A 14,620-nucleotide genomic window follows, 5' to 3' on the forward strand; every position below is an offset into this window, starting at 1 on the left:
CTCATTTTCGGGTAAATTATCTAGCCTAATGCTCGGGCAATAACGGCCTCATAGCTCAGGTTATTTACACTGCTTTTTAAACAGCGCCATGGTTTCGATATGTCCTGTGTGGACAAACATATTCATTAAGCCAAGCTTTTCTATTTCAAAGCCTGCCTGCGCTATCACCAAAGAATCGCGCGCCAGTGTAACTGGGTCGCATGACACGTATAAAATACGGGTAAACTGCGTCAAAGGTAATTGCTGCAGTACCTCAAGCGCCCCCGGCCTTGAAGGGTCCAGTACTAATACATCCAGATTTGCGTCGAACCAAGCAGCCTCTGCAATCGACTGGGTTAGATCAAAACAGTGAAACTGAACATTACTGATTTTATTAGTTTGCGCATTTTGCTGAGCCATTGCAACCGATTGCGCTTCACCTTCTACCCCAATCACATTTTTTGCTTGTTTTGCGAGCACCAAAGAGAAATTTCCCACCCCACAGAAAAGGTCGAGGACACTTTCATCGTTACTCAGCTGTAGCCAGTCTGTCGCTTGGCGCAGCATTGCTTCATTTACCGATTGATTCACTTGAATAAAGTTGTTCAATTTAAATTCAAGTGTTAAGTCAAATTCACCAAGGTGATAGTGCGGCAACTGGGAATACACAACTGGCGTCTCGCCATCGTCAAACAGTACCTGACAATTTTCCAGCTCGTTTTGTAGCGTTTCGCGAGTCGAAGCGGACAGTGGCTTTGTATGACGACACAACACATAGTTATAGTTGTCAGCCTGACAAAGCTGAATATGACTGATTAGTCTAAACTCACTTAGCGACTGTGCTAGCAAACTTAGCGTGTTAACAATACGATCAAAAGGCGACACCAATACGTCACACTGCGCTATTTCGATAATCTGCTTCGACTGACTTGCTCTAAAGCCTAACTTGACGCTTTTGCTTTGTTTATCAAAAATGCATGCCAAACGAGCTGCACGGCGATAATGAAGCGCCATAGAGGTGATCGGCGCTTGCCAAGGTAAGTGCTCAATGTTGGCAAAACGCGCAAAAAGTTTTTCGACTGCATGTTGCTTTTCATTGAGCTGACCATCAATACTTTGATGCTGCAAGCTACAACCACCGCACTGCTGGTAATGCGGGCAAAACGGTTTAACACGCTCTTTGGAGGCATTAAGTACTTTTATCACCTTCGCTTCCAACAGTTTAGACTTTGCCTGTACAACCTGTGCTCTCACTCGCTCACCAGTCAAGGCACCAGCCACAAAACAGACCTTACCTTCATGGCGAGCAACACCTCGCCCCTGATGATCCATTGACTCTATGCTTAATTCTATTTGCTTTGACGGCTTAGCAGCTTTCTTAGCACGAAAAATCTGTGCCATTGGGTTCCTCATTTGTTTGCTTATCACGTCGGTAAAAGATAATCTTAGTTACAGATTTCTCTGCACTTTTTTGACCCTATGACAAAATTAAACCTGCGTGACAGTATTTTATTACTCACTCTTTTGCCAACCCTTTTGGTTGGCTTGCTACTTGGTGGTTATTTTACTATAAATCGCTACGTAGAGCTTGAGGAAATTCTGATAAGTCAGGGAAATCGCATTGCAGATTCACTTGCCATGTCAGTAGAATACCCAATAGAAAAACAAGATAAAGCGCACTTACACCGCATTTTAAGCCAAGCACACAATAAACATGCACCACTGGTAAAAAGCATCGCGCTGTTTGATAGCCAAAATCAGCTTATTCTTACCAGTAATTATCATAGTGAATTCGATAAATTACATTATTTTGGTGAAGTGCAAAAGCTACAAACCACCGAAGTCACTACACTAAAAAATACCTTTGTGTTTTATTCACCAGTTAAAAACCATTTAGCAAAAAAAACCGATTGGCACAGTGCAGAGCCGGCTACGCTGGCGATTTTAGTTGTAGAGATCAGTAAAGACCAAGCACTGATCTCGCAGCAGCGTGCACTGATCTTGAGTGCCATTGTTATTATTTTCTCCTTTTTACTTAGCGTTATGTTGGCCATGCGATTGTCACGTATGCTAACCAAACCAATTGCCAATTTGATTTTAGCCACAGACAAGCTCAACGAAGGTAAACAAGACATCGCAATCAATGAGCCGATGCGGGGTGAATTTGAGCTTTTGCGCCAAGGCTTGATCGTTATTGGCAGAAAGATGGCCAATCAAAAAGACGAAATGCAAAAGCACATTGACCAGGCAACTAGTGATTATCGTGAAACCCTAGAGCAGTATGAAACGCAGAATATTCAGCTCAATATTGCCAAAAAAGAGGCACAAGATGCTAACCGCGTAAAGTCGGATTTCTTGGCTAAGATGAGTCATGAACTTAGAACGCCGCTCAATGGTGTTATAGGCTTTACCCGTCAACTTTATAAAACACCATTAAATAAACACCAAAAAGATTATTTAGATACCATAGAGCTATCTGCAAATAGCCTGCTTACCATCATTAGTGACATCTTGGATTTTTCAAAGCTAGAAGCTGGTGCTATGGAGCTGGAGAATATCCAGTTTGAATTACGCGACGCCGTCAATGAGGTCATGACCTTATTAGCGCCAAGCGCTCACGAAAAGCAGTTGGAGTTTTCCATTTCTGTTAATCGCCAAGTGCCCGACAACTTAATTGGCGATCCTACGCGATTTAAACAGGTATTGACCAATCTGATCAGTAATGCCATCAAGTTCACGGAAAAAGGCTCAGTCAAAGTGGATATTAACCACCGTCTGATGGATGAATCTCAATCCTCGTTGCTAGTGTCTGTCAGCGATACCGGGGTCGGTATTGCTCAGGATAAGCAAGACGCACTATTTACACCGTTTGCTCAAGCCGATACTAGTATTACCCGTAAATTTGGTGGCACAGGTCTAGGTCTTATCATTACTAAGCATATTGTTGAGGCGATGAATGGTCGTATCACTCTTAACTCAGCGCCAGGAAATGGCACCTGTTTCTCATTTAACGCGGTCTTTGCATTACCAAACCGCCTCTACAACGACAACTTACCAAGCAAGCCACTTGAAAATAAACGCGTGCTCTACTTTGAACCACAAGAGCATACTCATTATGCGGTAATAGCTCAACTACAAGCGTGGGAAATGCAGGTCACTCGCTGCCTTACCGAAGAAGAGTTCGATACTGCCTTAGGCCAAGATTTTAATTACGATATCTGTTTAATTGGATCTATGGCAAGCGTCGACCAAATGCAAACCGTTAAGAGTTACATCAAACAAGCTCGCGGATCCGCAGACTACCTATATTTGATGGTTAATACCGTCTCACATAATATGCGTGAGGCGCTTATTGGCAGTGGAGCTGACGCTTGTTTAAGCAAGCCACTTAACCACAGAAAACTATGCGAAATGCTTGCAGCACCTTATCGTTTAGACCATCCAGACATGAGTGCCAATGAAATCGAAGCCACAAGTCTGCCACTTAAAGTGCTGGTTGCAGACGATAACGATGCTAACTTGAAGTTGATATGCACATTGTTAGATGAACAAGTAGAGGCAATAGATACAGCGCATAATGGTGCTCAAGCAGTCAGTTTATGTAAATCAAGAAAATACGACCTGATATTTATGGATATTCAAATGCCCATAATGGATGGTATAAGCGCCTGTAGGAGCATAAGAGAGTCGTCCTTAAATGAGGATACTCCTATCATCGCCGTCACCGCACATGCACTTGCTGGCGAAAAAGAGCAACTGCTTAAAGATGGCTTTAGTAACTATATGACTAAACCCATAGATGAAGATATGCTCAAGCAAATTATTTGCGACCATAGCGCGTCTTCACCAGTCGCGAGACAAAAAAATATTGAGAGTCATCAGCACAGTGTGCCGCCATTTAATAGCCAAATGTTAGATTGGGGATTAGCATTACAGCGAGCGGGTAATAAACCTGATTTAGCATTGGAAATGCTCAATATGCTGCTTTCTAGCGTGCCCGAAACGTTGCAGCAGTTGGAGTCTGCACAAGACGCAGAGGATCTCCCGACGCTGCTCAAAGTAGTTCATAAATTCCACGGTGCCTGCTGTTATACTGGCGTACCAACCCTAAAGAAATTGGCTGAGATCATTGAAACGGGATTAAAACAAGAAAAACCACTCAGTGATATCGAGCCTGAGCTATTTGAGCTGGTTGATGGACTAACTGTATTACTAACAGATTCTGATCTCACTCAATCCAGTTAAATCTTATACACACCTATCTGCTCGCTACTTTATAAAAACCCTTTTGAAGTGGCGAGTAGATTAGGGATGTAAGACAACAACGATTTCTTAAACAGATAACACTTCAAACAACGTTTCCCGACAATTTATTACACTTTCTAACAGCACTTCCCCAACTCTTGTAACAAACTTCTTACATTCTAAATTCTCGCAATTTTTAACTTACGAAAGGAATTCTGTATGTATCTAATCAAGTCAGCACTCACGTCTGCTGCCGTCTTCACTTTAACCTTTGCTTCTTTTAGTCATGCCATTGAGCCGAAATCTAACGAATGGCAGGTTCGTTTAGGGGGAGGAGCCGCGGCTGCAGATTTGCCATGGAAAGGCATTGACAGTGAGTTTATCTCAATTCCCATTATAGATATTCAAAAAGGAAATTGGTTTATCAACAAAGATAGCCTAATTGGTTACCGCTTTCCTATTACTGAAGATTTATCTGTCTACTCTGGGTTGGGCTATCGTCAAGATGGCTATGACGGTGTATTCCGAGACGCAAAGTCTGAAGATAAGATTTTTGACGGATATGACGCGCCGGATGGCGATGTCACGGTTAACTATGGCGTCACCTATCTGTGGTTTACGCTCGCTGGTCACAGTGATATTTCCGATAATTCAGATTCAACCACGGCTACTTTTTCAGTATCAATCCCACTGTACAACGATGGTCGAGGATTTAAAATCTCGGCAGTAGGTAATGTAGAATGGCAGCAGTCTGATTATGTTAATTATATCTATGGAATAACTGGTGAAAATATCGATATTAGCCGAGGCCGATTCCGCTACTTAACTGCTGATGACGCTGTGAATTATTCCGCAGGGTTGACTGCGCATTATCAGATAAAAACACAACTCAGTCTGGTTGGTGGGATAACTCGAACTAAACTCGATGATGTTATTGCCAATAGCCCTTTGCTAGACAGAGACACCAGTGACCTCGCTTATGTTGGCCTAGTCTATCAATTTTAGGCTGTTGTCTGAGTTAAAATTAAATAAAAAACCCAAGTTAAACTTGGGTTTTTTATCATAATGCTTATTCACATCATCAACTAGTTTAGTCGCTTTCGGTGCTTTCCGCTTCTTGATTGTGTAGCTCAAGGCTTGCAGACATCGCGGCTTCACGATTAGACTTTGCCGAATCGTTGCGTAGCTCATCAATATGGTTGAGGTAGTTCTGGTCAACGTCACCTGTGATGTATTGACCATCAAATACCGAAGTCTCAAAGCGAACGATCTCTGGATTTTCTTGACCAACGGCTGCAATCAAATCGCTTAGGGATTGGTAGATCAAACCGTCCGAGCCAATACTCGCATTGATATCTTCCACTTCACGACCATGAGCGATTAGCTCTGATGCAGAAGGCATATCGATGCCATATACGTTCGGGAATCTTACCTCTGGTGCTGCTGATGCAAAGTACACGTTCTTCGCACCCGCTTCACGCGCCATTTCAACGATTTGCGCTGATGTTGTGCCTCGCACAATCGAATCGTCGACAAGTAGCACGTTCTTACCAGCGAATTCTCTGTCAATCGCGTTAAGTTTACGACGTACAGACTTCTTACGCAGCTCTTGGCCAGGCATAATGAAAGTACGGCCAATGTAGCGGTTCTTAACAAACCCTTGGCGATAAGGAAGCCCTAGCACGGAAGCAATTTCAAGTGCGATATCACATGATGTTTCAGGGATTGGGATAACCACGTCGATATCTTTGTCGCCCCACTCTGTCGCGATTTTCTCACCGAGCTTGGTACCCATATTCACGCGAGTCGCATAAACAGACATTTTATCAATGTTTGAATCTGGACGAGCAAAATATACAAACTCGAAGATACAAGGTGCAAGCGTCGTTTTAGCAGCACAGATCTGAGAGAAAAACTCACCTTTTTCGGTTACGTAAATGGCTTCACCAGGTGCAACATCTCGCACAAACTCAAAGCCATCCGTTGCCAATGCAACACTCTCTGAAGCGAACATGTATTCCATGCCACGCTCAGTTTCTTTCTTACCGAACACAAGCGGACGAATACCATGAGGGTCTCTAAATGCCAAAATACCATGGCCGATGATCATCGCGATACTCGCGTAACCACCAGAAACAATAGACACAACCTCAGTTACTGCCGTAAACATGTCTTCCGCGTCTAATTTCATCTTGTCTGTTTTGCCAAGCTCGTGAGCTAAGATGTTCAGCAGGATCTCTGAATCAGACGTAGTATTAACGTGGCGACGCGCTTGAGTAAACAAACGCTCTTTTAATTTTTCTGCATTGGTTAAGTTGCCGTTGTGTGCAAGGGCAATACCAAATGGAGAGTTTACGTAGAAAGGTTGAGCTTCTGCTGAGCTTGAAGAGCCAGCAGTAGGATAACGTACATGACCAAGACCAATGTTGCCCTGTAGGCGTTTCATATGTCTTGTATGAAATACGTCTTTCACTAGACCGTTTGCTTTTCGTAAGCTAAACGTATTGTTGTCAATGGTAATAATGCCAGCCGCATCTTGGCCGCGGTGTTGCAAAACAGTTAAGCCGTCATAAATCGCCTGATTAACAGGAGATGTTCCGACTATCCCAACGATACCACACATTAAAAATTTCCTCGCCGATTAACGGTTTACTGAATCTAAAAAGCTCGAGTTATGTTCAAGATAGGAGAAAAACCACTCTATCACAAAGCCAAATTCAGGAATTAAGTTTGATGTTTTCCACCACTGCGTGTCTGGCGCACTGGTAAACGCATCAAGGAAAAAGAGTAAGGCGCTAACGACCAACACACCTCGAAGTCCACCGAATACAATCCCAAAGATCCTATCGGTGCCTGAGAGCCCAGTTCTTTGAACCAGTTCACTCAAGACATAATTAACAAGCCCGCCTAACATCAAGGTCGCAAAAAAGAGTATGGCTATTGCGGCTGCATTTCTTAAAAGGGGTTCTGAAATGAATGTTAGGAAGGTTGCGAGATATTGGTAAAAAATACTAGAGATGAAAAAAGCGCCGATCCATACGACAAGTGACATCGCTTCTTTGACAAAGCCACGAAGCAAGCCAAAGATAGTCGATAAACCAACAATACCAAGAATGGCGTAATCAACCCAGATCATAGTAACCAATAAGTCGTTAATGTGGGGCGCATTCTAAAAGGTTTGGCATCTAAATGCCAGATCATTTTGTCACTTCAAATTGTGTCAAACGACCATTTAACTTAGTTAATTTCTTTAGTTCTGGTAACTTAGCTTCAAGTTCAGCTTTATTTAAGTCTGGTCCGACAAACACTTTTGTCAGTGTACCATTAGGGGTTTTAACGGGTTTTGTAAAGGTTTTAAAGCCATTGTCAGCAAGCTTCTTCGTCAGTGCATCGACGTTCGACTTATGCGAAAAGCTACCAAGCTGAATGACATAGGCCATTTTTGAAAAGTTAGCACTCTCTGGACGCGTTAATTTCGCCACCTCAACTTTGTCGGTTGTTGCGACGGGTTTCGCCTCAACGTGTGTAGGTGACGTATCTGATTGCGGCGCATTGGCTAGCGTTGTCTCTTCCGTGCCTTCTAGTTTTGCATCATCGGCGTGAATATCTTCCAACGGATCAGAGGGCAACTCAGACGCAAGCTTGGCTTGCGCATCCACTTTTTCTTGGAGATCAATGGTTTTGAACTCAGGTCTTTCAGGGATCGCTTGAAATCCTTCCTTGTAGTGGACCTTTTCACCATCAAGGATATTTGGAATAAAGATCACCGCAGCAACCACGACGATACTCGTTCCAACAAGGCGATTTATAAATACTGAGTTCACAACTTTACTCTCTACTAAACGTTAAATCTTCTTTGGTTATTTTCGCCAGTATTCCATTGCCTCAGCAACGGTAAAGAACGAGCCAAATACCACCAATGCCTGATCGCTCGTAAGGGTATCGAGCTGAGTATCAAGTGCTGCTGTAACGCTATCGAATAAGGTGACATTGCAACTTGAGTCAAGCAATGGTTTAAGGTTTTCCGCACGCTCTCCACGAGGCCCTGAAAGTGAAGCTAAACTCCAGCTATCTACATATTGGGTGACTTCTTTCAGCACACTGGCTTTGTCTTTATCCGCAAGCATAGCGACTAAGGCATGAATTTTAAACCCTTTTTGCTTTAGTTCTTGTAACTTAGTTGCCAAATATCTTGCAGACTCTGTATTATGAGCAACATCTGTATAGACTAGCGGCGTGGTATTGAGTCGCTGAAAGCGGCCTTCCACTTGCAAATTTGCCAAACAAGTCTTCACTGCATCATAGCTAGGTAGCAACTCAAGTTTAGCTAATACCGTTAACGCTGTCGCAGCATTTTGTGCTGGAATGGCTGGTTTGTCGAAGTGCCAATCAAAATCAAGATATTGCCATCGAAACTGAGAATCTAGCGGGGTAAAATAAAAATCGCGCTTTGATAACACCATATCTGCCGCAATTTCGTTGCCATAGTCTGTAACCGTATGTGGAATATTTAAATCACCAACGATTGCAGGCCTACCACTGCGGAAAATGCCAGCTTTGTCATAGCCTACCAGCTCTCGGGTATCACCCAGATACTCTTTATGATCTAAGTCAACAGTCGTGATAACAGAGGCAAATGGCGAGACTATATTCGTCGCATCAAACCGCCCGCCTAAACCAACTTCAAGCAAAATATAATCAACCTTACAGCGCTTGAAAATACTTAACGCGCCAAGCGTACCAAACTCAAAATAGGTCAGCTGAGTGTCTTTGCGGGTGTCATCGAGGAATTTAAATGCATCGATATGATACTGATCTTCAAGCTCTTCCCCATTCACTCGGACACGCTCGTTGTAGCGCACTAAATGTGGTGAAGCGTAGGTGCCAACCGAAAACCCTTGTGCGAGCAACAACGACTCCAAGCACCTGGCCGTTGTGCCTTTACCATTGGTTCCACCAATTAGAATAATTTTACTGAAAGGCTCAAGTAATCCGGCTTGCTCGGCAACTTGCGCTACACGCTCAAGTCCCATTTCAATGGTGGCTGGATGAATTGCTTCTAAATAACAAAGCCAATCATCAAGGCTTGATGATTGGCTAGGCTGTTTAACCGTCATAAGTTGAGTAGCTCAATTTGAAAAATTTACGCTACTCTATGCTCTTGTTCAGTGGAAGGCAAGTCCATAAACTTCGCCAAAATACGCGCTAACGTATCGCGCATTTCACGACGGTCGACGATCATGTCAATCGCACCGTGCTCTAATAAGAACTCACTGCGCTGGAAACCATCAGGTAGAGTTTCACGTACAGTTTGTTCGATAACACGTGGACCCGCAAAACCGATAAGTGCTTTTGGCTCTGCCACATTGATATCACCAAGCATTGCCAATGATGCAGAAACACCACCCATAGTTGGATCGGTTAATACAGAGATAAATGGCAAGCCTTTGTCACTCATTTTTGCCAATGCAGCACTTGTTTTTGCCATTTGCATCAATGACATAAGTGCTTCTTGCATACGTGCACCACCAGATGCAGAGAAACAGATTAACGGCATGTTATGTTCTAAACAAACGTTAACTGCATCAACAAATCTCGCACCAACAACCGACGCCATTGAACCACCCATAAAGGAAAACTCAAAAGCAACAGCAGCAACAGGAATACCCTTTACGCGGCCTTTCATTGCAACTAAAGCGTCTTTTTCACCACTTACCTTTTGCGCTTGAACGATACGATCTGAATATTTTTTAGAGTCTTTAAACTTTAATACGTCTTGTGGCTCATGCTCTGTGCCAAGCTCTTGACGATCTGCATCATCTAAAAAACTTTCAAGGCGCTTACGTGCCGTAATGCGCATGTGATGATCACACTTAGGACATACGTTTAACGACTTTTCTAATTCCGCTTTGTATAGGATTGAATCACAATCTGTACACTTTGCCCAAACCCCTTCTGGGATCTCTTTTTTACCAGAAGATTTAGTGGTTTTAGGTAAGATCTTTTCTAACCAACTCATTTGCAACTCTCTATCGTGCTTTATTCTGTTCCGTCAGTAAAGACAGACATCTTTTCCCAATTAAATCATGATTTAGCTATAGGTGATATAAAAAACTGGTCTTAAGAGTACAAGGTACTACATAAATATGACCGTTACACTAATTCCTCAGGCAAGAATAAAGGCCCAAGCGGCATCTTTTCTATTTGCCATTGTTCAGGATAGTCCACATCAACTAAATACAATCCGTTAGGTTTTGCCGTAGCACTTGCTAACGTGCGATCTTTTGCAACAAGCAGCTCCGCCATCCACTCAGGCTCTTGCTTGCCAACACCAATATCAAGTAAACAACCTGTAATATTGCGCACCATATGATGCAAAAACGCATTTGCTTTAATATCAATGACAATATATTTGCCAATGCGTTTCACCTCTAAGTGATGGATATTACGAAACGGCGTATTAGACTGACAATGTACCGCCCTGAAAGAAGTGAAATCTTGCTCCCCTATCATCACAGGGCATGCAACTTTCATTCTTTCAACATCAAGCTCGTGGTGAAAATGCGTTACGCCACTGCGTAAAATACCCGGCCTGTAGGTGTGATTATAAATAACGTAGCGGTATCGACGAGCTGTCGCAGAAAAACGAGCATGGAACTCAGGGTCGACTTCTTTAGCAAATCGTACCGCAATGTCGTCGGGAAGCTGAGAGTTCATTCCTAATGTAAAAGCGCTCATATCGCGAGCAGAATCCGTGTCAAAATGCACGAGTTGACCCGTTGCATGAACCCCTGCATCAGTGCGCCCCGCGCAAGTTATCTCAACGGGGTGATTACAGATATTCGATAGCGCTTTTTCTATTTCTTCTTGGACACTGCTGACATGATTTTGCCTCTGCCAACCACTATAATTTGCACCATTATATTCAATGCCTAACGCTACTCGCATACTTTTTCTATCGCAACCCATAACAAAAACGACATTTTATGCCATTGGCGATGTGAATTAAAGCGCTTAAGCTAAGAAGTAGATGATGATACCGGCCAAACAAGGCAATTACTTTGTTTGGTCGGTATCGTTGATGTGAGTATTAAGACTCTGTAAGACTGGATTTAAGCGACTTTGCCTCAGCTTGCACCGAATCCGGACCGTTCTCAATAACATCGTTGAGCGTTGATATAGCCGAATCATAATCTTGAATTTCGATGTAAGCTTTTGCTAGATCTAATTTTGCGGCAAATCCTTCATCCTCTAAATCAACATCCGTGGTATTTTCACCCGCTAATAGCTCTTCAAAATCGCCAAGCCCAACGTCCATATTTGCGCCAACGTAAGGTTCAACATCGCTATCAAGATCGTCGCTTTGTTCAAGTAGGTCTTCAATTTCTAAGTAGTCTTCTGAACCTTCGGCGTCCGTTGGTAACGCTTGGGCTTCCCCTGCGACCAATTCGTCTTGTAACAAGCTATCGAAATCTACTTCAAAATCTTCTGCATTTCCGGCGTCAAAGTCACTGGGATCGTCCAGTTCGCTGAGTAGAGCATCGAAGTCTGCTTGGGTAAAGTCAGCCATAAATTCTTTTTCAATCTCGGCTTCATTGACCTCTGGTAATTCAGATTCAGTTTGTGGCTCAGAAAGTAGAGTTTCCAAGTCATCTTCATCGTTTAATTCTGGCAGCACGTCTTCGATTTCAAGCTCAGGTTCAGACTCAAGCGTATCACTTTCAGCTTCGTCGAGCGGCGCTTCAGATTCGTCTTCAAGCAAAGTCTCTTCATCGAAATCTGCAGTTAACTCTGGCAGCTCGTCTTCGATTTCAAGCTCAGGTTCAGGCTCAAGCGTATCACTTTCTGCTGCTTCGACTGGCGCTTCAGATTCGTCTTCAAGCAAAGTCTCTTCATCGAAATCTGCAGTTAACTCTGGCAGCTCGTCTTCGATTTCAAGTTCAGGTTCAGGCTCAAGCGTATCACTTTCTGCTGCTTCGACTGGTGCTTCAGGTTCGTTTTCAAGCAAAGCCTCTTCATCAAAATCTGCGTTTAATTCTGGCAGCTCGTCTTCAACTTCCAGTTCAGGTTCAGACTCAAGCGTATTACTTTCTGCAGCTTCGACTGGTGCTTCAGGCTCATCTTCAAGCAAGGTTTCTTCGTCAAAATCTGCGTTTAACTCCGGCAGCTCGTCTTCAACTTCCAGTTCAGGTTCAGACTCAAGCGTATCACTTTCTGCAGCTTCGACTGGTGCTGCAGGCTCATCAGCAAGCAAAGTCTCTTCGTCAAAATCTGCAGTTAATTCAGGCAGCTCGTCTTCGATTTCAAGTGCAGGTTCAGACTCAAGCGTGTCACTTTCTGCTTCTTCTGGCTCGTCTTCAAGCAAAGCCTCTTCATCAAAATCTGCAGCTAACTCTGGCAGCTCGTCTTCGATTTCAAGTTCAGGTTCAGACTCAAACGTATCACTTTCTGCTTCTTCGACTAGCGCTTCAGGTTCGTCTTCAAGCAAAGTCTCTTCATCAAAGTCTGCAGTTAACTCTGGCAGCTCGTCTTCGACTTCCAGTTCAGGTTCAGACTTAAGCGTGTCACTTTCTGCTTCTTCGACTAGCGCTTCAGGCTCATCAGCGAGCAAAGTCTCTTCGTCGAAATCCGCACTAAATTCAGGCAAATCATCTTCATCAAAGTCAGAGATTTCATCGTCGAGAAGATCGTCATCAAGCCCATCCTCTATATCAAATTGAGCGTCATTGGATAATGCTTCTGATAGTGCTTTTTCGGTTTCGCTTTGCGAGTCAGTAGTTTCAAGTTCTTCACCAAGCTCCAGCTCTGGGTAACTATCTAGTTCTGCGCTTGGTTGCAGATCTTCTTCGTCAAGAAACTCTTCTTCTGCCAGTAAATCCACTTCGTCATTAAGTGGATCATCTCCCAGTTCAATTTCAACTTCTTCATCCGAGAAGTCGTCTTCAAGTTCAGCATCCAACTCAAACTGTTCTTCGGCTTGAAGCTCCTGTAATAGCTCATCAACACTTTTTAAATCAGGATCTTCAAATTCACTGTCTTCGTCAGCTTGAACATTCTCATCACTAAAATCTGCTTCATTGGCTAGATCGGACTGTAATGTATCTTCCACCGGTTCTTCTGATGATTCCGGAATTGCATCCTCTTCATCCAACATACCAGACAAGTGTCCTGACTCCGTTTGCTCAGGCTCAGCTAAAAGCTGTTCAGATCCTAGTTCACGCTCGTCAGATACCTCTTCCAGATTTGGTAAAGCATCTTCTGGTGCTTCATCTAATAAAGCATCAAGCTCGTTATCTGCTGGCTCACCAACTTCCTCTTCAAGCTCCGGCAAAGCTTCTTCTGCCGTTTCGTCAACTAATGTATCGAGTTCAACGTCGGCCAGTTCATCAGATTCATCTTCCAGTTCTGGCAAACCATCTTCTGGTGTTTCGTCAACTAATGCATCGAGATCGTCGTCGGCCAGTTCATCGGATTCTTCTTCCAGCTCTGGCAAGGCTTCTTCTGGTGTTTCTTCAACTAATGTATCGAGTTCAACATCGGCCAGTTCATCAGATTCTTCTTCCAGCTCTGGCAAACCATCTTCTGGTGTTTCTTCAACTAATGTATCGAGTTCAACATCGGCCAGTTCATCGGATTCTTCTTCCAGCTCTGGCAAAGCTTCTTCTGGTGTTTCTTCAACTAATGTATCGAGTTCAACATCGGCCAGCTCATCAGATTCTTCTTCCAGCTCTGGCAAAGCTTCTTCTGGTGTTTCGTCAACTAATGCATCGAGATCGTCGTCGGCCTGTTCATCGGATTCTTCTTCCAGTTCAGGTAACAGCTCTTCCTGTACTTCATCTAATAAAGCATCGAGTTCATCGTCGGCCTGTTCATCGGATTCTTCTTCCAGTTCAGGTAACAGCTCTTCCTGTGCTTCATCCAATAAAGCATCGATATCATCACCAGCGAGATCATCTGACTCTTCTTCTAATTCCGGCAACGTATCTTCTTGTACTTCATCTAATAAAGCATCGAGTTCATCGTCGGCCTGTTCATCGGATTCTTCTTCCAGTTCAGGTAACAGCTCTTCCTGTGCTTCATCCAATAAAGCATCGAGTTCATCACCAGCGAGATCATCTGACTCTTCTTCTAATTCCGGCAACGTACCTTCTTGTGCTTCATCTAATAAAGCATCGATATCATCACCAGCGAGAGTATCTGACTCTTCTTCTAATTCCGGCAGCGTATCTTCTTGTGCTTCATCCAATAAAGCATCGAGTTCATCACCAGCGAGAGCATCTGACTCTTCTTCTAATTCCGGCGATATATCCTCTTGCGCTTCATCCAATAAAGCATCGATATCATCACCAGCGAGATCATCGGACTCCTCTTCTAATTTCGGCAACGTATCTTCTTG

10 protein-coding genes are annotated in these 14,620 nt (G+C 43.5%); 2 read left to right on the plus strand and 8 right to left on the minus strand.

Features of this window, described 5'->3' with window-relative positions:
* Positions 1 to 60: 60 nt before the first annotated feature.
* Complete coding sequence (rlmD, locus tag L1271_RS14005) at positions 61 to 1,380, minus strand: 23S rRNA (uracil(1939)-C(5))-methyltransferase RlmD (RefSeq protein ID WP_010606277.1); 1,320 nt, start codon at positions 1,378 to 1,380, stop codon at positions 61 to 63.
* A gap of 78 nt (positions 1,381 to 1,458) precedes the next feature.
* Between rlmD and barA the strand changes: the two genes are divergently transcribed.
* Positions 1,459 to 4,224, plus strand: coding sequence for a two-component sensor histidine kinase BarA (barA, locus tag L1271_RS14010; RefSeq protein WP_102056438.1), 2,766 nt, complete (start codon positions 1,459 to 1,461; stop codon positions 4,222 to 4,224).
* Positions 4,225 to 4,443: 219 nt separating this feature from the next.
* Positions 4,444 to 5,229, plus strand: coding sequence for a MipA/OmpV family protein (locus tag L1271_RS14015; RefSeq protein ID WP_010606275.1), 786 nt, complete (start codon positions 4,444 to 4,446; stop codon positions 5,227 to 5,229).
* Between the two features lie 85 nt (positions 5,230 to 5,314).
* Here L1271_RS14015 and purF read toward each other — a convergent pair whose 3' ends face one another.
* From purF to L1271_RS14050, 7 genes are all read right to left on the minus strand, one after another.
* Positions 5,315 to 6,847 (minus strand): amidophosphoribosyltransferase, encoded by a 1,533-nt coding sequence (gene purF / locus L1271_RS14020; protein ID WP_235368086.1) that lies wholly within the window; start codon positions 6,845 to 6,847, stop codon positions 5,315 to 5,317.
* 18 nt (positions 6,848 to 6,865) lie between these two features.
* A complete protein-coding gene (locus L1271_RS14025) occupies positions 6,866 to 7,360 on the minus strand; it encodes a CvpA family protein (RefSeq protein ID WP_010369359.1) in 495 nt (164 codons plus the stop codon).
* Between the two features lie 61 nt (positions 7,361 to 7,421).
* A complete protein-coding gene (locus L1271_RS14030) occupies positions 7,422 to 8,048 on the minus strand; it encodes an SPOR domain-containing protein (protein WP_235368087.1) in 627 nt (208 codons plus the stop codon).
* 36 nt (positions 8,049 to 8,084) lie between these two features.
* A complete protein-coding gene (gene folC, locus L1271_RS14035) occupies positions 8,085 to 9,341 on the minus strand; it encodes a bifunctional tetrahydrofolate synthase/dihydrofolate synthase (protein WP_235368088.1) in 1,257 nt (418 codons plus the stop codon).
* 26 nt (positions 9,342 to 9,367) lie between these two features.
* Complete coding sequence (accD, locus tag L1271_RS14040; protein ID WP_010606271.1) at positions 9,368 to 10,243, minus strand: acetyl-CoA carboxylase, carboxyltransferase subunit beta; 876 nt, start codon at positions 10,241 to 10,243, stop codon at positions 9,368 to 9,370.
* Positions 10,244 to 10,377: 134 nt separating this feature from the next.
* Positions 10,378 to 11,172, minus strand: a complete 795-nt coding sequence (gene truA / locus L1271_RS14045) for a tRNA pseudouridine(38-40) synthase TruA (protein ID WP_010606270.1) — start codon at positions 11,170 to 11,172, stop codon at positions 10,378 to 10,380.
* Positions 11,173 to 11,314: 142 nt separating this feature from the next.
* Positions 11,315 to 14,620: FimV/HubP family polar landmark protein (locus tag L1271_RS14050; protein ID WP_328284146.1), on the minus strand; the 3,306-nt coding region annotated here is incomplete at its 5' end.

This window comes from Pseudoalteromonas sp. OF5H-5, assembly GCF_021530695.1.
In the GTDB taxonomy this organism is placed as follows: Bacteria; Pseudomonadota; Gammaproteobacteria; order Enterobacterales; family Alteromonadaceae; genus Pseudoalteromonas.